Here is a 19,840-nt window from a genome sequence, read left to right as displayed (position 1 = left end):
GGCAAAAAGGCGCTCAAGTGGCCTTCACGCACAGCACCGGGCAATCGACACTCATGAGGATTTCCTGTGCCATGCTGCCCAGAAGCAGCTTGCCGACGGCGGTGCGCTTGCGCAGGCCGATCACCAGCACGGTGACATCCAGTTCCTTGACCAGGTTGTCGATTTCGTCGATGGCGCTCTTGCCGCGCACGAACTGCTTGAACTCGGCCTTGATGCTGAGCGAGGCAAGGCGTTCTTCCACGCGCTCGGCCTCGTAGCCGCTGATGAGCGCGGGATCATCCTGATGACCGCCGGGGCCGGCGTTCACCACGACCAGCGGTTCATTGCGGCGGGTGGCGATTTCAATGGCTTTGTCCAGCGCAGCGCGGCCTTCGGGGCGAGCGACATAGGCAACCAGAATGGTCATGCAAGGTCTCCAGTTTGTTTGAACGTGTGGATTACAGACATTCGCAGCGCATCGTCCGCATGCACCAGTGCAGTGCAGCGTCGCCGCGACCTACTCGCGAGCATAGCCGAAGCAAGTGCCGAAGTGGTGATCCAGATGGGCGTTTTGTGGCCCTGCTTGTGGCCCTACACGAGACGCGCGGCTTCCAGCTCTTTCTTGAGATACGCGTAGAACAACGGCGCTGCCACGAGACCCGAGGGCCCGAAGATGGCCTCGGCCACGAACATCACCGCCAGCAGTTCCCACACGCCCATGTGGGTGCGCGTGCCCACCACCTTGGCGTTGATCACGTACTCCGCCTTGTGGATCAGGATCAGGAACACGAGGCAGGCAGCCGCCGCAGCCGGTGACACCGACAATCCGACCAGCGTGATCACGGCATTGCAAAGCAGATTGCCCACGATGGGGATCAGGCCGGCGAAGAAGGTGAGCGTGATCAGCGCAGGGGTGTAGGGGAGCTTGAGGTCCCACAGCGGCAGAATCGCGAGCAGGAAGAGCGCGGTCAGCACCGTGTTGAACGAGGCGATCCAGAACTGCGCGGCCACGATCTGGCGGAATGCTTCTCCGAACAGCGTGATGCGCCGGATCAGTTGAATGGCGAGCGGGCCACGATGGTTGCTGATGTGGCGTACCGCCGCGAGCGCGCCGATGAGCACGCCGACGTAGGCATACAGCAGACCCGTGAGCCACGCGCGTCCAGCCATCGCGAGCGCGCCGGCCTTGGCGCCCAAATAGTTCGCCATGACCTTTTGCAGTTCCTCGGCCCCGGCGGGCAGCATGGCTCCGATGTCGGCGGGCAGCTTCTGGCGCAGTTCCAGCACGGTATCGGCCAGAAAATCCAGCAGCTCCTTGTATTGCTGCGGCGCATCGACGATGTAGGTGCGCGAATGCGAGAGTCCAAAGGCCAGCAGCAGCATGGGCGCGAGAATGACCATGGTGGCTGCCAGTCCCGGCCCGAAGCTGACCTGGCCGGCCTTGCGCGGAAACCTGCGGCGTAACCAGGTGAGCTTGACAGCCAGCCAGCGCGTGACCAGAAAGCCCAGGCAGACGCTCAGCAGACCCGGCAACAGGCTGTAGTGCAGCACCAGCAGAAGCATGGCAGCCATCATCAGATAGCTTGCCACCTCGACGCCCCGGAAAGGCTTGGGTCCGCCGCCGGGGTGGTGCGGTGGCTCGGGCGGCCGCCCTTGTGGCGCGGGCGCAGGCGAAGCAGTGGGCATAGATCTCCGCGTTTGAAGACTCAGGCGACGATGACGGCGGCGCCGTCACCGCGCTCGGCGATCACGCCGATGCGGTGCACGCTCTCGCCCAGCGATGCGAGCGTGGCGGCCGCAGCGTCTGCGGCGTCGGCTGCGATCACGACCACCATGCCGATGCCGTTGTTGAACGTGCGGTTCATCTCGATGTCGTCGATGCCGGCGGTCTTCTGCAGCCAGGCGAAGAGTTCGGTCTGCGGCCAGCTTCCAGCCTTGAGATGCGCGGCCGTGCCTTCGGGAAGCACGCGCGGAATGTTTTCCAGCAAGCCTCCGCCGGTGATGTGGGCGAGCGCCTTGATCGGGTGCTGCTCGAGCGCCGCGAGCACGTTTTTCACGTACAGGCGGGTGGGTTCCATCACCGCATTTCGGAACGGCTTGCCGTCGAGGGTCTCGGGAATCGAGCCATTGGCCTCGGCACGCTCGATGCATTTGCGCACCAGCGAGAAGCCGTTGGAATGCGCGCCCGCCGAAGCGAGACCGAGCACCACATCGCCGGGCTTGACGTTCTGGCCGGTCAGGATTCTGGATTTCTCGACCGCGCCCACCGCGAAGCCGGCCAGATCGTATTCACCGGCCGGGTACATGCCCGGCATTTCGGCCGTTTCGCCACCGATCAGCGCGCAACCGGAAAGCTCGCAACCCTTGGCAATGCCGCCCACGACGGCGGCTGCCGTATCGACGTCGAGCTTGCCGCAGGCGAAGTAGTCGAGAAAGAACAGCGGCTCCGCGCCTTGCACCAGCACGTCGTTGACGCTCATGCCGACCAGATCGATGCCGACCGTGTCGTGCATGTTCCATTCAAAGGCCAGCTTGAGCTTGGTGCCCACGCCGTCGGTGCCGGAGACGAGCACCGGCTCCTTGTAGCGCTTGGGCACTTCAAACAGCGCTCCGAAGCCTCCAATCCCCGCCATCACTCCTTCGCGCATGGTTTTTTTAGCCAGCGGCTTGATGCGCTCGACCAGCGCGTCGCCAGCGTCAATGTCGACACCGGCGTCTTTGTACGAAATGGGAGTGGAGGGAGTGGAGGAGCTCATGGATCGCAATTCAGGGGCGAATGAGCCTGCAAGGCAGGCAGAACGGGAGATTTTAAGGGCTTGCCCGCAGTCACAGGCAATTCCGTGCGTGCAGGCACTGACAATTCGCGTGATTCCGGTCGGGCTGCGCCGGGCAATTCAAGACAAATTCGTCGCGTGAGAGGCGTTGTGCGATCAAGGCACTAAAATCCAGGTTCCTGCCGGACGGATTTTCCGCCACGCCGTCCGGTACCCGGCCCATCGGCCCCAGATGTTTATCCCATGCCCCTTGCCATCCCGTCCGTCGCGTCAGTTCCAATCGCCGCCCGTCGGCCCTGCGCCTGTGTCTGCGGTGATTGCGAGGTGACGGCGTGAAGCAACTGGCGCTGGACATCGGGCTCACGCCGGGCCCGACCTTCGACCGTTTTTTTGTCGGCCCCAATGAGGAAGCACTCGCGCATCTGCGGCTGTCGGTAGGCTCGGGACACAACTATGTGCGCTCGCCGGTCCCGACGTATCTGTGGGGCGAGTCGGGCTGCGGCAAGACACATCTGTTGCGTGCAGCCTACGAAGCCCTGCGTGAGCAGGGGCAATCCGTGGGCTGGCTCGATGCCTCGGTCAACGACCCGGCGGCCTTCAGCGATCGCTGGGTGGCGGTGATCATGGACGAGGTGCATCTCTACAGCAGCAAGCAGCAGGCGGCGGCGTTCAATTGGTTCATCAATGCGCTGAATCCGCCGGTGGGCAATCCGCGCTGGGTGCTGGCTGCGGGTGACGTGCCGCCCGCCGATTTGCCGCTGCGCGACGATCTGCGCAGCCGCCTTGGATGGGGACACGTGTTCCAATTGCATTTTCTGGATGAAAACGCACGTCGCAAGGTGTTGCGCCAGGAGGCCGATGCACGTGGCGTATTCCTTTCGGACGACGTCATGGACTACATGCTCAAGCGTTTCTCGCGCGATCTGGGCAGCCTCATGCACTTGCTTGGAAAGCTCGACAGCTATTCGCTGCGCGAAAAGCGCGCGATCACCATTCCGCTGCTCAAGGACATGTTGCAGCACGAATGAACGCAAAGCCATCCGCGACATGAGCGCGGCGGCCCCATCAACACACAAAGAAGAATGAATTCCACCATTTCGGCGCCTCAGGTGCCACAGGCGCAAAGACTCCGGCTGGCGCTCTTCGATCTGGATCACACCTTGCTTCCCCTCGACTCCGACTTCGAATGGGGAGAGTTCTCGATCCGCATCGGCTGGGCCGACAAGGAAGAATTCGGTCGCCGCAATCAGGCGTTCTTCGACGACTATCTGGCGGGACGCCTGGACGTGCATGACTACGTGCGCTTTGCCACCGAGGCCGTGCGCGAACGCGGCGAGGCCGATGCGGCGCTTGCGCATGAGCGCTTCATGGACGAGGTGATCCGCCCGGCGATTCGCCCTGAGGCGCAGGACCTGCTGCGCTTGCACCTCGATGCAGGAGACGAAATCGTGATCATCACCGCCACGAACGAGTTCGTGACCGCGCCCATCGCCAAGGAACTGGGCGTGCAGAACCTGATCGCCGTGCAACTGGCGCGCGACGAGAGCGGCTGGATCACGGGCGAGATCGACGGCATTCCGTCGATGCGCGAGGGCAAGGTCCAGCGCATGGAGCAATGGCTTGCAAAGCGCAATCTGGGCTGGAGCGATGTGGAGTGCACGTTCTACAGCGATTCCATGAACGACGTACCGCTTCTCGAAAAGGTGCAGCATCCGGTGGCGACCAACCCCGATGATCGTCTGCGCGCGCTCGCGCAACAGCGCGGCTGGCGCATTCTGGACCTGTTTGGGCAAAAGCCATGATCAAGACCTTCATCGACAAATTGCTCGGCAAGAAAACCGGCGCCGCCGCAGGGCGCGGCAAGAGCCGCTTCGGCAAGCGCGTGGATGTGCCCGTGGCGGTACACGGCATCGATCCCGAACTGGTGGACAAGCGTGCGAGCGACGTGGTGCGCACCCTCAAGCAGGCGGGTTTCGAGGCCTACGTCGTCGGCGGCGCGGTGCGCGATCTGCTGCTGGGTCTGCGCCCCAAGGACTTCGACGTGGCCACCAATGCCACGCCCGAGCAGGTCAAGGGCCTGTTTCGCCGCGCCTTCATCATCGGCAAGCGCTTTCGCATCGTGCACGTCGTCTATGGACGTGGACGCGAGCATGAGGTGATCGAAGTCTCGACCTTCCGCGCGTTTCTCGACAACGCCGCCGCCGAGCAGGTGAGCGGCAATGAAAAGACCAGCAAGGCCCAGCTCGCGGGCATGCACCACGCCGTGGACGCGAGCGGCCGGGTGCTGCGCGACAACGTCTGGGGCCCGCAGGACGAGGACGCCACGCGCCGCGACTTCACCGTGAACGCGATGTACTACGACCCGGAAACCCAGGTCGTCGTGGATTTTCACAAGGGCATTGAAGACGCCAAGAAAAAAATCCTGCGCATGATTGGCGACCCGGCCACGCGCTACCGCGAGGATCCGGTGCGCATCATCCGCGCCGTGCGCTTTGCAGCCAAGCTCTCGCAGCTCGGCTTCAAGCTCGATCCCAAGACCTCCAGGCCGCTGGTCGAATCCGAACACCTGCTCAACGACGTGCCGCAAAGCCGCTTGTTCGATGAAATGCTCAAGCTGCTGCAGACCGGCCATTCGATTGCATCGATTGCGCAGCTCAAGGAACTCGGGCTGGCCAAGGGCATTTATCCGCTGCTCGACATCGTCGTGGAGCGCGCCGATCACACCTTCGTCAACGCCGCGCTGATGGACACCGACCGCCGCGTGGGCGAGGGCAAGACGGTGGCTCCGAGCTTCCTGCTGGCTTGCGTGCTGTGGCAGGACGTGAAGACCGGCTGGGAGCAGCGCATGCAGCGTCAGCAGCCGTTCCCTGCGCTCCAGGATGCCATCGACGACGTGTTCGACAAGCGCATCGGCGACGTCTCCGGTCGCGGCAAGCTCGCTGCCGACATGCGCGAAATCTGGGTGATGCAGCCGCGTTTCGACAAGCGCTCGGGCTCCACGCCCTATGGCATGGTCGCGCATCTGCGTTTCCGCGCGGGCTTCGACTTTTTGCGGCTGCGCGCCGATGTGGGCGAGGTCGACGAGCACATCGCCGAGTGGTGGCAGGAATTCCAGCAGGCCGACGACGCCCGCCGCGACGACATGATGGAGCAGGCCCGCGAGGAACAGCGCGCCAAGCAGCGCAAGGCGCAGCCTGCCTCCAGGCGCGCCGCTCCCAAGCAAGGCAATGCGCCTGCCGCATCGAACGCCGACCAGCCCAAGGCCAAAACCACCGCGACACCGCCGCGTGAGCCCGAAGGATCGTTCGAGCAAGCGGAAATCGGCGAACCACCAGCGGCAGGTCCTGCCAAGAAGCGCCGCCGCCGTCGCCGCAAACCCGGTGGTGCGGAGGGCGGAGCATCTTCATCAGGCGGCGGCTCCCAGGATTCGTCGCCAGACTGAGAGCCAGGATCGCGCCATGAGCGTTGAGAAACACACCGCCTGGATCGGCCTCGGCGCCAATCTTGGCGATGCCCGCGCCGCGCTGCGCGAGGCGGTGCAAGGCATCGCTGCGCTTGCGCAGACGCGCGTCGTTCGCGTCTCATCGCTCTACGGCAGCGCGCCCGTCGACGCTGGCGGCCCTGACTACCTGAACGCCATCGCGCAGATCGAAACCGCGCTGACGCCGCTGCAATTGCTGGATGGCCTGCAAGCCATCGAACAGGCCGCAGGCCGCGAACGCCCCTATCGCAACGCCCCGCGCACGCTCGATCTAGACATCGTGCGCTTTGACGATCTGCAAATGAATACCGAGAGACTCACGCTGCCGCATCCGCGCTGGCAGGAGCGCGCATTCGTGCTGCTGCCGATGGCAGAGTTGCTCGGGAGCAGGTGCTGACGCAGCTCACCGAAAGTCAGCGCGCCCTGATTTCCGGGCAGCGCATTGAACGCAAGGCACCGGCTGAGGAATGGTGCCTGCGCTGAGACTGAACCTCAACCAGGGCCTTGCGGCCTCAGGTGCTTTACGCGCCGGGTGAGTGAAGCGGCAGGGCGGGGTTTGCTCAATCCACCTTCGCGCCCGACGCCTTCACCAGCTTCTGATACTTCGCGCGTTCGGCTGCCATGAACTGGTCGAACTGTTCCGGCGTGGTGGGCACGGGTTCGGCCATCATGGTGGCGAATTTGGTCTTGGTCTCGGGTGATTTGAGGGCCTCGGTGAAGGCCTTGTTGAGCTTGGCGATCACGTCCTTCGGCGTGCCTGCGGGAGCGACCAGGCCCCACCAGGTATCGATGGCGAATCCCTTGTAGGTTTTCGAGAGTGGCGGCACACCGGGCAGCATGGGCGATTCGTCGAGCGAGGTCACGGCCAAGGCCTTGAGCTTGCCTGCCTTGATGTTCGGAGCGGCGGCGGCCAGGTTGTCGATGTTGAAATCGACCTCGCCCGCCAGCAGCGCAAGCTGCGCGGGATTGGCACCGCGGTAGGGAATGTGCAGGGCGTAGATGCCGGCGCGCTGCTTGAGCAATTCGCCCGCGAGGTGGCCCGCGCTGCCGTTGCCGCCACTGCCGTAGTTGAGCTTGGCGGGATTGTTCTTCGCATACTTGATCAGGTCGTCCACGGTATGGATGCCGAGCTTTTCGGCGCGTGCGGCGTTCATCACGAGCACGTTGGGCACGCGAACCATCTGGGTGATGCCCGCGAAGTCCTTGTCCGCGTCGTAGGGCATTTTCGAGAACAGCCAGGGATTGACGGCGTGCGTTGCAGTGGCTGCGAGGCCGATGGTCTGGCCGTCGTGCGCCGCCTTGGCGACGATGTCGGCACCGATGTTGCCCCCGGCACCCGCCTTGTTGTCGATGACCACCACCCCAAGGTGTCACGAACGCGCTCGGCGAGGATGCGCGAGGTGGTGTCAAGCGGCCCGCCGGGCGCATAGGGGACCACCAGGCGAATCGGAGTGTCCTGCTGCTGTGCGTTCACGGCCAACGGGGCTGACAGGGCCATCACGGCGGCTGTAGTCGTAAGAAATAGGTTTCTGCGGTTCATAGGGACTGTATTGTGCTGAAAATTCTGACGAATGTCGGGCGGTGCGTGCGACTTTCCTGCGCAGATTGCAGTCAAGTCCTACAGAATGGTGTCGACGGGTTTTCCTATAAAGGGAACTGCGCTGCTGGCACGCGGTGTGTTTCTTGCCAGCCTCGCTGCCATCAGCGGAAAGGAGCCACATGCTTGACGCGCCCACTTCTCTGTCCGAATCCCGCTATTGGGAGTGCATAGCTGCCTGTTCGCGCGCGGCCCTGCTGTGCGACTTTTGCGCTGCTGCGTGTCTGCGCGACGTGCACGCGGAGCATATGCTCAATTGCGTGGCGCAAGACGTGGAATGCGCCGAGGTGTGCCGTCTGGCCGCTGCCGCCATGGCGCGTGACAGCACGCATGTGTCGCCGATCTGCGAACTGTGCGCCCGCATTTGCGAGGCCTGCGCCACCGAGTGTGAAAAGCACGAGGCCGATCATTGCCAGGATTGCGCCGAAAGCTGCCGGCATTGCGCCGGGCTCTGCCGTGAGCTGATCGCTTAAGGGCCAGCCGTCAGGCGGCGTGCTTGTCCGCCTCGGATGTGAATGAATCGGCGAAGAATTCTTCCTGCGGGAGCCCGCGCTCGCCGATGTATTCGCTGCGTGCCGAATCGACCACGATGGGAGCGCCGCAGGCATAGACCTGGTAGCCGGAAAGATCGGCGAAGTCTTCCAATACCGCCTTGTGCACGAAGCCGGTGCGGCCGCTCCATTGGTCTTCGGGCAGGGCGTTGGAGATCACCGGCACGTAGCTCAGGTTCGGCATGTCGGCTGCGCGCTCCCGTATCCATGCGTCCATGTACAGATCGGCCGGTCGGCGGCCACCCCAGTACAGCGCGACGGGGCGCGTCACGCCCTTGTGCAGCATGTGCTCGATCAGCGCCTTGACGGGCGCGAAGCCCGTGCCTGAGGCCAGCAGGATGATCGGCTTGTCCGAATCTTCGCGCAGGAAGAAGCTGCCGAACGGGCCCTCCACGCGCAGGATGTCGCGCTCCTTCATGGCACCGAAGACATGATCGGTGAATTTGCCGCCCGACATGTGGCGGATGTGCAGTTCCACGCCCGGAGCCTGTTCCTGAAAGTGCGGCGCGGTGGCCATCGAGTACGCACGGCGGGCACCATCGCGCAGGATGAATTCGATGTACTGGCCCGCGTGGTATTTGAAGTGATCGGCTGCGGGCAATTGCAGCTTGACCTGCATGACGTCGTGCGACGCGCGCGTGAGCGAGGACACGCGCACCGGCAGCTTCTTGACGGGATATGCGCTCTCGTCCGTGACCTGGCGGGATTCGAGCACCACGTCGGTCAGCGCGCGGGCGCTGCAGGTGAGCACGAAGCCCGCTTCTTCCTCTGCCGCTGAAAGCGCCTTTTCCGCGTGTTCCTTGTGCACCACCGAACCGCTGAGTTTCTTGCACTTGCAGGAGCCGCAGGAGCCGTCCTTGCAACTGTAGGGAAGGCCGACGCCGCTGCGGATCGCGGCGGTGAGGATGGTCTCGTCGTCTTGCGCTGTGAAAATCCGGCCGCTCGGCTGCACGCTGATGGTGAAGGTGGCAGCGGTGGTGGTCTGCTCGCTCGTCATGTTGCGGGTATCCTTGGAATTCTTTCTTGTATTCACTCTGTCATTCTGCACGGAGCGCTGATTGCCCGGGATCGATCATGTGGTTGTCGATCCGGCGGCAGAATGCTTCGGGAAAGTCTTGATTTTGCCCTCAAACCAAAGTCCCCTTGGAGCGCTTCCGGCCCGCTTTCGCCGCATGCGCGTGTTGATCGTCGGCTGTGGCGATGTGGGAATGCGCGCCGCAAGGCAATTGCGTGCGGATGCCGCGCGGGTTTCGGTTTCGGCGCTCACTTCCTCGCCTTCGCGCGCGCCGCAGTTGCGCGCGGCTGGCGTGCGGCCGCTGCTCGGCAATCTGGACGACCGGGCTTCGCTGGGTCGGCTCGCGGGCGTGTTTCAGCGCGTGCTGTATCTCGCGCCGCCGCCCGGCGAAGGGGAGACCGGAGCGCAGTGGTGGCGCGACGTGCGGGCCGAAAACCTGTCACGCGCGCTGCGTTTGCGTTCCTTGCCCGGCGCGCTGGTCTATGCGTCCACCACCGGTGTGTATGGCGATTGCAGCGGCGAAAGGGTGCATGAAACGAGGGCCACAGCGCCCGCCACCCCCGTGCGCACCGCCGCGTGAATGCCGAGCGTGCAATCCGCCATCTGGGTCGCGCCGGCGTGCGCGCCAGCATCGTGCGCGTTCCCGGCATCTATGGCCTGGATCGTCCGAACGGCACGCCGGTTGCGAGATTGCAGCGCGGCACGCCGGTACTGGCCGCGCAGGACGACGTGCATACCAACCATATTCAGGCTGACGATCTCGCGCGTGCTTGTCTCGCGGCAATCTGGCGAGGTCGCGCCCAGCGTGTCTACAACGTGAGCGACGAGACCGAGATGAAGATGGGCGACTACTTTGATCTGGCCGCCGATCTGTTCGGCCTGCCGCGCCCGCCGCGTGTGCCGCGCGACGCCGCGCGGGATCAGTTGCCGGTCACCCTGCTGAGCTTCATGAGCGAATCACGTCGCCTCGACACGCGGCGCATGCGCGAGGAATTGCGCGTGCGGCTTCAATTTCCCACCGTCGTCCAGGGCCTGAGCGCCGGTCAGCGCGGATAGACGTTGCCCCTGGCGTCAGTGCAGCGGAACACGTTGCAGTTCGTGAACGCCGGTGGCCTGGGATCGGGCTGGGGCGGTTTGGCGGGGGACGCACGACATGCGGTGGCCGCACCACGTAGGGATAGCTCGGGTAGTAGTTGTTGTTGGCGTTATTGTTGTACTGCGCGTCGCGCTGGGTGCGCACCCATTCGTCGGGCGTGAGGCAGGCCTGTTCGGCGCCGCGCTGGGCCTCGGACAGGCGCTGCGGTTCGTCATACATGCCCTGGCCGAGCGTGGATTGCACTTCCGAGAGATGGCGCCGTGCCTGCGCGCAGGCCTGTGAATCGGCCGGATTGTTGGATGCGGCCTGCTGGGTCTGGTTGCGGCCTTCCTGCTCGCGGCGCTGCTCGACGGCACTCTGCTGGCGCTGTTTGGCGTCCTGCTGCTGGCGTTCGCGCATGCGGTCCCGCGCCAGTGCGGCCTGTTCACGTTCGGCCTTGATTTCATCGGGCGACTTGCGTGCCTCGATCTCCTGCGCGCTGGTACCGCTTGCGCATTTGCCATCGGTATAGCTGACCTTGCCGGTGGCCGGATCGGTGCAGCGAATCACCTGCGCGCTGGCGGGCGACGCGAACCCTGCGGCCAGCATGCACAAGGAAAGCAAACAGCCAAGCCGCAGCGAGCGGCCTGGGGATTCAAGGGCGTTGCGATCAGGAATCATGATGCGAAGGTGAATTGAGCGAGCGGGCGAGCAAGGCATTACACCTTGCCCGACAGAGCATCATTCTCGCCGCGATCAGTTTCCGGGGCTATTGCCGGTTCCCCAGGGGTTCTGGTTCTTGCGGTTGGCGTCTTCGCGTTGCTGGCGTTGGCGCTCGAAGATCTCGGCACGTTCGCGGTTCACGCGCGGATCGGGATCACGCAACTGGCGGTTTTCCTGCTGGCGCAGGATGCGTTCGCTGCGATTGAAGTCGCGCTGCGCCTCGGGGTTCTGGTTTTGCTGATACACGGGTGGTGGTGGCCGGTTGTTGTTATTGCCCCAGTCGCGACGTTGATCATCGCGGCGGCGGTCAGCCTCACGGCGTTCCATCTCGCGGCGTTCCATCTCACGGCGACGGTCGGCATCGCGGCGCTGTTCGTCACGGCGGCGGTCGGCCTCTCGGCGGTCGTTGTCATGACGACGCTCCCAGTCGCGGCGGCGATCGTTGTCGCGCGAGCGCCAGTCATCCTGATTGCGGATGAAGATCGCGCCGCTGACGCCGGGGTTGGTCTGGTAGTAGCCGCCATCGTAGTAGTAGCCCGGGCCTTGCCAGGCCGGGTAGCTGCTGTAGGTGGTGGTGGCATAACCGCCGCCATAACCACCTTGGTAGCCGCCCTGATAGTACGGATCATCCATGGCAACGCAGCCAACCATCGTGGCCGCCAGCGCGCCCGCAATGGCGATCTTGCTGAAAGTGGAGCTAAGCATGTAGGAGTCTCCCTTGTGTGAATGCTGGTCGTCGTGTTGCCGAGCAGCGGGGTGAAAATGACGATCATGATGACGCTGCACATTGATCGGTTGCTGCCACAGCGTCTGCTGCATGTACGACGTCCTGAGAGGCATTTTCGTTGACCCCTTTGAGTTTCTTTGTCAGGTTTTGCCAATTCTTCATAGTTGAATCAGAAGGTACAAAGTTTGTCGATTGTTAATTGGCAATCGATGAATGGACGGAATGGATCCCGTCCTGCATACGCGGTGACTGGGTTTTTTTACAGTCATCCGATTAGCCCATAGGAGCGACTCATGATCGATCACACCGGAGTGATGGTTTCCGACTTTGCCAAGTCCCTTGCGTTCTACGAGCAGGCGCTCGAACCGCTGGGCTATGCGATGCTGAAGCAGCTCTCTGCGGCTCAAAACCGGCCACACCGATACGGCAGGATTCGGTGAGGCGCCCAAGCATGATTTCTGGACTAGGGCCTGTTCACCCAACGCACGGGGATCGCGTTGTGCAGTCTTGGGATGGGATGCAAGGCGCAGGCTCGAAGCAAGGTAGGTACCTTGCGAGAGACTGCAACGCCGCAGACCGCCCAAGACTGCACAACCCTTCGGGCAAGCCAGGCAGGGCCGCCCCTGCGGTGTTGCGTTCCTTGCGCGGGTGCCTACCCGCGCGGCGTCACGCGCCTAGCATGAGCGGCCCTGCCTGGCTTGCGCGACCCCGTGGGTTGGGTGAACAGGCCCTAGCCGGGGCAGTCCGAATCAGCCACCCATTCACGTGGCCTTTCGGGCCAGAAGCCGCGCGCAGGTGGATGCGTTCTACAAGGCCGCAATGGCTGCGGGCGGGCGCGACAACGGTGCGCCGGGCCTGAGGCCCAATACCACCCCGATTACTACGGCGCTTTTGTGCTCGATCCCGATGGGCACAACATCGAGGCGGTCTGTCACTATCCGCAAGCGCAAGACTGACCCCGAAGCACAGCCTGCGCGCGGGAGCAATGATGACGGCGCTGTGACCTCACTGCGGAGTGGGGACATCTCGCGCCTGATGGGCGGTTGCTGGCAAATCGTCCGACAATAAATGTTGCATCGCAGCATCGGCTCGGCCGATCTGCAGATGCCCGATATTTTTGTCTGCCCATGTCCTTGAGTCCGCCCGTGTCCGAATCCATCGCTGCCCATTCCCGCTCCCTGCCGACGCCTGACTCGCGTTCATCGCGGCAGGCCTGGATGAGCGTGATCGCGCTGGCGCTGGCCGCGTTTGTCTTCAACACCACGGAGTTCGTCCCCGTGGGGCTGCTCAGCGACATCGGCGGCAGTTTCGGCATGCGCACCGAGCAGATCGGCCTGATGCTCACCATCTATGCGTGGGTGGTGGCGCTCACGTCGCTGCCGATGATGCTGGCGACCAGCCACCTCGAACGTCGTCGATTGCTCATGGGTGTGTTTGCGCTGTTCATCGCAAGCCATGTGCTTTCTGCCTTTGCGTGGAGTTACGCGACGCTGATGATCAGCCGCATCGGCATCGCGCTGGCGCACGCGGTGTTCTGGTCGATCACCGCCGCGCTGGCGGTGCGCGTCGCGCCCGAGGGCAAGAAGGCGCAGGCGCTCGGGCTGCTCGCGACCGGCACGACACTCGCGATGGTGCTTGGCATTCCGCTCGGCCGCATCGTCGGCGAAGCGCTGGGCTGGCGCACGACCTTTGGCGCCATCGGTTTCGTAGCGTTCGTCGTGATGCTGACGCTCTGGCGTCTGCTGCCATCCCTGCCCAGCGAAAACGCGGGCTCGGCAAGCAGCATTCCGATGCTGTTCAAGCGCCCCGCACTGGTGGCGACCTATGCCCTGCTGATCGTGATGGTGACCGCGCAGTTCACCGTCTACAGCTACATCGAACCCTTGATCCAGCATGTGGCAGGGCTGAGCAATCAAGTCACCACCTGGGTGTTGCTGCTGTACGGCGGCATGGGCATTGTCGGCAGTATCTGCTTCAGCGCTTTTGGCCTGCGCTGGCCGCGTGCCTTTCTGCTGCTCGGCCTCGCGACGGTGACAGCCTGCCTGTGGCTGCTGCTGCCGAGCACACAGTCGCCGCTGGCTTTGTACGTGGTGTGTTCGATCTGGGGCGTGGCGATACTTTGCATGGTGCTGCCGCTGCAGGCGAAGGTATTGCGTCTGGCATCCGATGCGACCGACGTCGGCATGTCGCTGTTTTCGGGCATCTTCAATATCGGCATCGGAGCGGGCGCGCTACTGGGCAGCCAGGTCGGCACACATGCCGGACTGCAGCATCTGGGAACCGTGGGCGGCAGCCTTGCCGTGGTCGGCCTTGTCTGGTGTGCGTTTGCCACATGGAAGTGGGCTGGCACGTTTTCACCGGCCCCGGTGAAATAGGCGGCAAACGCTGCGATCCAACGCGCGTGGCATGGATTGAGAGGGCCTCATCGGCCCCTTCGATCCCATGCCATGGCGGGTTTGTTGGGTTCAGCGAACGCGTGTCTTTCGCATCCCAAGATATCCAAACGCTCCGAGCAGCGCGGTCAACCATAGCAGCGCCCACTCCCCCAGGCTCGGAACCGGAGTGACGGATTCCGTCACGGGCACGTCCGCCGGTGCCGTCACCTTGAAACTGGTGGTTGTCTTCAGATCCGCTGCCCCGACGACGGTGGCGGTGACCGTGTAGTCCCCGGTGGAAGCAGGTCGGGCTCTACGCGATAGGAGCCATCGGCTTGAATCGTGGCCGTGTAGGGTCCGTAGGTCTTGGGATCGTTGGCCCTTGTCGCGGTCACGCTGACGGTGGTTGCCGTTCCCCGGCTCGGAACCGTTCCGGTGAAATTCGGTTTCGTACGCGAATCCACGTTGGTCGCCTGGTTCAGGGTGAGTCCGGTGACGGAAAAACTGCCTATGTCCGACTGCGCGAACAATATGTCCGTGCCATTGGAGAAGTATCGACATTGAGCTCTCCAACCATGATGTAGTCACCCACCGGGAATGGCGGGGCGTTGGACAGGGAATAGGTCCCGGTCGCCGGATCTATCGGGCATAAAAAGGCCCGTAAATGATATTCGTTGCGGTGTTGAGCGTGCGAATCTGCGCCACCGTCGAGTGGCCCCAATTCGTCAGGCTGCCGCTATATGCCATCGGTGTTGTAGCCGTCAGCACACCTGCGGGAATAACGGGCGTCGAAATCGTGGGTTGCGGGGCACATTGGCCTCCTATAGGAGCTGCAAGGTGCAGTGCAACCATGCTGGGTTGATGGCCATGCGCATCCACGTAAAGCGGCGGCTTGGTGATGTCACCGATATTCAACACGGCAAATATCATTTCATTTTCGCCGGGTTTGAATTGCGCTCCTCCCGAAGCAAACAGGCGTGAGTCAGTCAGTTTTTCCTCCGGGTTGGCCGGCACGGCTGTCGTCCGCACCAATTTCCCATTCAGGTAGACACCCTTCAATGCATCGTCGGCCTGCAGATCTCCGAACATCAGGCTGAACCGGGAGGCATCTGCCTGCGGGTCCATCATGAAGCGATACCGGAAAAAATACATGACGTTGGGATTCATGTTCGGCTTGTCTGTTCCGTTCCATCCAACGATGGTGTTACTCGGAAGAGGAACCAGGCGGGGGCCGTCTTGCGCAAGCCAACCGCTTGCCAGTGCGGGAACCGTGGGAGGCGCGTTGTAGCCAGAGGGCTTTGCGGCGTCAGCATCCCTATCGTGTGATCGGTTGGCGTGCTCAAAAATTGCGTACCCGCACTCCAATATTTATAAGTGGCAGGGGAGGTATTCATCACATCGCCGAAATGCGAAGGGTAGATTACTCCCGGGGTGGTACTGAAGGGGTTGCAGGTAAGTGTCGGCAATGGCGTGTCTGCGCGCGCGGCCTGCAACAAGGAGATGGCGAGCATGGCGGATATCGCTAAACTGGCTGTTGTTTTCATAATAAATGTCTATCAATAAAATATCGTCTCACTTACTATTGATCATGCGTTTTCAGTAGAGTCTGGAAATACATGATTTCCATGCGTTAAATCAAATAAATTTTGATTTGTGCATCAATAAATAATTCTATTGTTATTAACTGTTGCGAATCTACTGATTGCGAAAAATCATTGGTTGCTACGAATAACCTCGGTCACCGCTATTGATATTCAATTGAATTGAGCGCCTTCAATTGAATTGGCTCATTTTGTGAATATTGAATTGCGATTATTCAAGCGTGTCTGAATAATCAAATGCAAATGGGATGAAAGAGGCTTGCACATGTGTGGGCTTGTGCGCGTTGCCTTTTTGACCTGTCGAAGGCGGCGAATACCCTGCAAAAAAAATGGACCATTGCGGTCCATTTGGGGTTTTCTCTCTCAATTTCGGGGCGACGCGGCGTGACTTGCGCCCGGAATGCGTGCCCAGGTGTCAATCCATGGTGAGCTTCTGCTTGACGACCACGTCCTTGTAGACCGCGTATTCCTCTTTCATCTGTTTGGCGAACTCTTCCGGGTGCCGGCCTGGATGATGGAGCCGGTCTCCTCGATCTTCTTGCGAATGCCGGGGTCCTGCATGACCTTGCGCACGGCAGCATTGATCTTGTCGACGATCGGGCGTGGCAGGTTCTTGGGGCCGACGATGCCGTAGTAGGCCATGCGGTTCACCTGTTCGAGGCCCAGTTCCTTGAACGTGGGCACATCGGGCATGGCGGGCACGCGCTGCGGCGCGGCAACGACGATGGCGGTGAGGCGCTTGTCCTTGATGAATGGGAACGCGGAAGGCAGGTTGTCGAAGATCACCGGCACCTGACCGGCCACCGCGTCGTTGAGCGCCGGACCGCTGCCGCGATAGGGCACGTGCACGATGTCGAGCCCGGTGGAGAGCTTGTACATCTCCATCATCAAATGCGTGATGCTGCCGTTGCCGGGCGATGCGTAGGAGTATTTGCCGGGGTTCGCCTTGATGGCTTCGACAAAGCCCTTGTAGTCGCTGAACGGTTGCTTGGGATTCACCGCGATCACGTTGGGCGTGGCGGCGATGTTGATGATGGGCGTGAAGTCGGTCGCGACGTTGTAGGGAATCTTGGGGTTGATCGCCGGGTTCGTGGCCGTGGTGGATACGGTGGCGATGCCCAGGTTGTAGCCGTCGGGTGCGGCGCGCGCGGTTTCGGCCGCGCCGATGCTGCCGCCCCCGCCGCCCTTGTTGTCCACCACCACGGTCTGTCCCAGCTCGCGGCCAAGCGGGTCGGCGACGATGCGGGCGATCAGGTCGGTCGTGCCGCCGGCCGCAAACGGCACGAGCAGCTTGATGGGCTTGGTGGGTAGCGGTCCTCCGCCTGCGCAGGCAGGGAACCGAGAGTGGCCAGAATACCGAGCGCCAATACGCTTCGACGAATCTTCATCATGAGCTTGTCTCCTTGGTGTTGATGGTGTGTGTCCGGGAGGATTAAAGCACTGCGGATCAGTTGGCGAAGGCTGCCAGACCGGTCTGCGCACGGCCCAGGATCAGCGCATGCACGTCGTGCGTGCCTTCGTAGGTGTTCACCACTTCGAGGTTCACGAGATGTCGCGCCACGCCGAATTCGTCGCTGATGCCGTTGCCACCCATCATGTCGCGCGCCAGGCGGGCGATGTCCAGCGCCTTGCCGCAGTTGTTGCGCTTGATGAGCGAGGTGGCTTCGACCGACGCGATGCCCTCGTCCTTCATGCGACCAAAGCGCAACGCGGCTTGCAGGCCGAGCGTGATTTCCGTCTGCATGTCGGCCAGCTTCTTCTGGATGAGCTGGTTGGCGGCGAGCGGGCGGCCAAACTGCTTGCGGTCCATCGTGTACTGGCGTGCGGTGTGCCAGCAGAACTCTGCTGCGCCCATTGCGCCCAGGCGATGCCGTAGCGAGCGCTGTTCAGGCAGGTGAACGGACCCTTCAGGCCTTGCACCTCGGGAAAGGCGTTTTCTTCGGGCACGAACACGTCGTCCATCACGATCTCGCCGGTGATCGATGCGCGCAGGCCGACCTTGCCGTGGATCGCCGGAGCGGTCAGGCCCTTCATGCCCTTGTCCAGGATGAAGCCGCGAATCGGGCCGAGCGCGCCGCCTTCGCTCACTTCCTTGGCCCAGACGACGAACACGTCGGCGATCGGGCTGTTGGTGATCCACATCTTGTTGCCCTTGAGCCTGTAGCCACCATCGACCTTGTAGGCGCGCGTGGACATGCTGCCGGGATCGGAGCCATGGTCGGGCTCGGTCAGGCCAAAGCAGCCGATGAATTCGCCGCTGGCGAGCTTGGGCAGGTATTTCTGTTTCTGCGCTTCGGTGCCGAATTCGTAGATCGGCACCATCACCAGTGAGCTTTGCACGCTGGCCATCGAGCGGTAGCCCGAATCGACGCGTTCGACCTCGCGGGCAATCAGTCCATAGGCAACGTAGTTCAGGCCGGGGCCGCCGTACTGCTCGGGAATCGTCGGGCCGAGCAGGCCCAGCTCGCCCATCTCGCGGAAGATCGTTGCATCGGTCTTTTCATGGCGGAATTGCTCGAGCACGCGTGGCGCGAGCTTGTCCTGGCAATACGCGGCGGCAGCGTCGCGGATGGCGCGTTCGTCGTCGCTCAGTTGCTGTTCGATGAGGAAGGGTCGTCCCATTGAAAACGTGCGTTGGCCATGATGATTTTGTCTCCTGTGAGTGCGGTGGTAAGGTGCTGAAACCCTTGGGAGCCACGCATGCGCGCATTGCATGACTCATCGATTGAACCCATGTTATTCCTTGATTCAGGGTTGCGGCAAGCGAGTTGTTTTCATTCAGATATGCGGTTTCAGAATACTTGGATAAGATGACCCGCATGCGCAGACATATTCCTTCCACCCAGGCACTGGCCTGCTTCGAGGCTGCGGCGCGGCATGAAAGCTACACCCGCGCGGCGCAGGAACTGGCGCTCACGCAAAGCGCCGTATCGCGGCAGGTTCTGGCGCTCGAGGATCAATTGGGCGTGCAGCTTTTTCGCCGCACGCGCCACGGCGTCACGCTCAGCGAAGCCGGGCGGCACTACAGCAAGCAGATCGCGCGCTGGTTGCAGGGCCTGGAACGCGACACGCTCGACGTGATGGCGCATCAGGGCCATGGTGGTTCGCTGTCGCTCGCTGCCGTGCCGACTTTCGCCACGCGCTGGCTGATTCCACGCCTGCCACTGCTTGCGAGTGAACATCCTGAAATCATGGTCCACATCGAGACGCAGACGCGGCCCTTTCTTTTTCCGGACTCCGGCTATGACGCGGCGCTCTATGCCGGAACGCCCGAGCAGGTCGCCAACTGGCCGGGCGTGCAGGCGCAGATGCTCATGCAGGAAGACGTGATCCCGGTCTGCAGCCCGCGCCTGCTCGAGCGTGCCGCCCCGCGTGGCCGGGGGCGCGCGCATTCCACCATCTCGCCCGAGGCAATCGCACGACTGCCGCTGCTGCAGCAGAGCACGCGTCCCTATGGCTGGCGGCAATGGTTCGATGCGATGGGTGTCGATGCGCCGCGCGCGCTCGACGGCCCGCGCTACGAGCTGTTCTCCATGATTGCCGTGGCCGCAGCCATGGGCCTTGGCGTGGCGCTCGTGCCGCCGATGCTGATCGAGGCCGAGATGGCGCGCGGCGACCTCATCGTCGCCTGCAACCGGCCCTTGCGCGGCGAGCGCGCCTACTACCTCGTCAGCCCGGCGCAGCAGCCGACGCCAGTGCTCAGCGCCTTCAGTCAATGGCTGGCGCGTGCAACCGGTCAGATTCCAGGCACCGAGGACCGCCCCCGCGATCCCCCTTTCATCGCGTGAATAGGTCCTTACCCTGATGGCAAGCCGCTGCCGCAGGAATACGCTGATTCGTCATGACGGTTTGGTATGGCAAGCCGCCGAATGTAGGAAAACTGCTTGAGTTGAACGGGTGCCCGGAACCGCTTCGCGGCGCGCCGGTCGAATCAAGACCAAC

At 62.7% G+C, this 19,840-nt stretch carries 17 protein-coding genes and 5 pseudogenes; 10 read left to right on the top strand and 12 right to left on the bottom strand.

All coding sequences use genetic code 11. From position 1 onward, the window contains the following. Positions 1-13: 13 nt before the first annotated feature. The 3 genes from H9K75_RS06360 to purM form a co-directional block, all read right to left on the bottom strand. Complete coding sequence (locus tag H9K75_RS06360; protein ID WP_187725132.1) at positions 14-406, bottom strand: universal stress protein; 393 nt, start codon at positions 404-406, stop codon at positions 14-16. A 164-nt stretch (positions 407-570) separates the two neighbouring features. Next, positions 571-1,665: an AI-2E family transporter gene (locus H9K75_RS06355; RefSeq protein WP_187725131.1), complete on the bottom strand. Its 1,095-nt coding sequence runs from the start codon at positions 1,663-1,665 to the stop codon at positions 571-573. A gap of 20 nt (positions 1,666-1,685) precedes the next feature. Beyond that, the gene (gene purM / locus H9K75_RS06350; protein WP_187725130.1) at positions 1,686-2,735 is read right to left on the bottom strand and encodes a phosphoribosylformylglycinamidine cyclo-ligase; all 1,050 of its coding nucleotides are present in this window, start codon (positions 2,733-2,735) and stop codon (positions 1,686-1,688) included. A 350-nt stretch (positions 2,736-3,085) separates the two neighbouring features. Between purM and hda the strand changes: the two genes are divergently transcribed. The 4 genes from hda to folK are packed head-to-tail and all read left to right on the top strand — an operon-like array spanning position 3,086 to position 6,631. After that, on the top strand, positions 3,086-3,781 hold the full coding sequence (hda, locus tag H9K75_RS06340; RefSeq protein WP_187725128.1) for a DnaA regulatory inactivator Hda: 696 nt from the start codon (positions 3,086-3,088) through the stop codon (positions 3,779-3,781). A gap of 54 nt (positions 3,782-3,835) precedes the next feature. Then, positions 3,836-4,555 carry a histidinol-phosphatase gene (locus H9K75_RS06335; protein ID WP_187725127.1) on the top strand — a complete coding sequence of 240 codons (720 nt, stop codon included), beginning with the start codon at positions 3,836-3,838 and terminating at the stop codon, positions 4,553-4,555. After that, positions 4,552-6,195 carry a polynucleotide adenylyltransferase PcnB gene (pcnB, locus tag H9K75_RS06330; RefSeq protein ID WP_187725126.1) on the top strand — a complete coding sequence of 548 codons (1,644 nt, stop codon included), beginning with the start codon at positions 4,552-4,554 and terminating at the stop codon, positions 6,193-6,195. Before H9K75_RS06335 ends, pcnB begins: the two co-directional genes overlap by 4 nt. A 16-nt stretch (positions 6,196-6,211) precedes the next feature. Next, entirely contained in the window at positions 6,212-6,631 is a 420-nt protein-coding gene (folK, locus tag H9K75_RS06325) for a 2-amino-4-hydroxy-6-hydroxymethyldihydropteridine diphosphokinase (protein WP_187725125.1), read from the top strand. 163 nt (positions 6,632-6,794) lie between these two features. Here folK and H9K75_RS06320 read toward each other — a convergent pair. After that, positions 6,795-7,774 (bottom strand): annotated as a pseudogene (locus tag H9K75_RS06320) (Bug family tripartite tricarboxylate transporter substrate binding protein). A gap of 179 nt (positions 7,775-7,953) precedes the next feature. Between H9K75_RS06320 and H9K75_RS06315 the strand changes: the two are divergent. Then, positions 7,954-8,304 carry a four-helix bundle copper-binding protein gene (locus H9K75_RS06315; RefSeq protein WP_187725124.1) on the top strand — a complete coding sequence of 117 codons (351 nt, stop codon included), beginning with the start codon at positions 7,954-7,956 and terminating at the stop codon, positions 8,302-8,304. A gap of 10 nt (positions 8,305-8,314) precedes the next feature. Here the strand turns inward: H9K75_RS06315 and H9K75_RS06310 are convergent, their stop codons facing one another. After that, entirely contained in the window at positions 8,315-9,379 is a 1,065-nt protein-coding gene (locus tag H9K75_RS06310) for a CDP-6-deoxy-delta-3,4-glucoseen reductase (RefSeq protein ID WP_187725123.1), read from the bottom strand. A gap of 124 nt (positions 9,380-9,503) precedes the next feature. Here H9K75_RS06310 and H9K75_RS06305 point away from each other — a divergent pair. Next, a pseudogene (locus tag H9K75_RS06305) lies at positions 9,504-10,453 on the top strand (NAD-dependent epimerase/dehydratase family protein). Here the strand turns inward: H9K75_RS06305 and H9K75_RS06300 are convergent. Together H9K75_RS06300 and H9K75_RS06295 are read right to left on the bottom strand one after the other, a co-directional pair. After that, the gene (locus H9K75_RS06300; protein ID WP_226858574.1) at positions 10,344-11,153 is read right to left on the bottom strand and encodes a DUF4124 domain-containing protein; all 810 of its coding nucleotides are present in this window, start codon (positions 11,151-11,153) and stop codon (positions 10,344-10,346) included. The pseudogene H9K75_RS06305 and the gene H9K75_RS06300 overlap by 110 nt on opposite strands. A gap of 75 nt (positions 11,154-11,228) precedes the next feature. Beyond that, positions 11,229-11,900, bottom strand: a complete 672-nt coding sequence (locus tag H9K75_RS06295; protein ID WP_187725122.1) for a hypothetical protein — start codon at positions 11,898-11,900, stop codon at positions 11,229-11,231. Between the two features lie 315 nt (positions 11,901-12,215). Between H9K75_RS06295 and H9K75_RS06290 the strand changes: the two genes are divergently transcribed. From H9K75_RS06290 to H9K75_RS06285, 3 genes and pseudogenes are all read left to right on the top strand, one after another. Beyond that, positions 12,216-12,362, top strand: coding sequence for a VOC family protein (locus H9K75_RS06290; RefSeq protein WP_187725121.1), 147 nt, complete (start codon positions 12,216-12,218; stop codon positions 12,360-12,362). A gap of 295 nt (positions 12,363-12,657) precedes the next feature. Further along, a pseudogene (locus tag H9K75_RS23615) lies at positions 12,658-12,878 on the top strand (VOC family protein); the annotation flags it as partial. A 189-nt stretch (positions 12,879-13,067) separates the two neighbouring features. After that, positions 13,068-14,297, top strand: a complete 1,230-nt coding sequence (locus H9K75_RS06285) for a sugar transporter (protein WP_226858573.1) — start codon at positions 13,068-13,070, stop codon at positions 14,295-14,297. A gap of 90 nt (positions 14,298-14,387) precedes the next feature. Here the strand turns inward: H9K75_RS06285 and H9K75_RS25455 are convergent, their stop codons facing one another. The 5 genes and pseudogenes from H9K75_RS25455 to H9K75_RS06260 form a co-directional block, all read right to left on the bottom strand. Then, positions 14,388-14,501 (bottom strand): IPTL-CTERM sorting domain-containing protein, encoded by a 114-nt coding sequence (locus H9K75_RS25455; RefSeq protein ID WP_226858689.1) that lies wholly within the window; start codon positions 14,499-14,501, stop codon positions 14,388-14,390. A 44-nt stretch (positions 14,502-14,545) separates the two neighbouring features. Continuing rightward, positions 14,546-14,761: a hypothetical protein gene (locus H9K75_RS06275; protein WP_187725118.1), complete on the bottom strand. Its 216-nt coding sequence runs from the start codon at positions 14,759-14,761 to the stop codon at positions 14,546-14,548. A gap of 175 nt (positions 14,762-14,936) precedes the next feature. Beyond that, complete coding sequence (locus tag H9K75_RS06270) at positions 14,937-15,464, bottom strand: hypothetical protein (protein WP_187725117.1); 528 nt, start codon at positions 15,462-15,464, stop codon at positions 14,937-14,939. A gap of 849 nt (positions 15,465-16,313) precedes the next feature. Further along, a pseudogene (locus tag H9K75_RS06265) lies at positions 16,314-17,286 on the bottom strand (tripartite tricarboxylate transporter substrate binding protein BugE). A gap of 59 nt (positions 17,287-17,345) precedes the next feature. Next, positions 17,346-18,540: pseudogene (locus H9K75_RS06260) on the bottom strand (acyl-CoA dehydrogenase). Positions 18,541-18,717: 177 nt separating this feature from the next. On the opposite strand from H9K75_RS06260, the gene H9K75_RS06255 reads away from it, so the two are divergent. Further along, positions 18,718-19,686: a LysR family transcriptional regulator gene (locus H9K75_RS06255; protein WP_187725116.1), complete on the top strand. Its 969-nt coding sequence runs from the start codon at positions 18,718-18,720 to the stop codon at positions 19,684-19,686. The last annotated feature ends 154 nt before the right edge of the window (positions 19,687-19,840 follow it).

The organism is Diaphorobacter aerolatus (genome assembly GCF_014489535.1).
GTDB lineage: Bacteria > Pseudomonadota > Gammaproteobacteria > Burkholderiales > Burkholderiaceae_C > Diaphorobacter_A > Diaphorobacter_A aerolatus.
The sequence above is the reverse complement of the archived record's forward strand: the minus strand, read 5'-3'. Positions and strand labels throughout refer to the sequence as shown.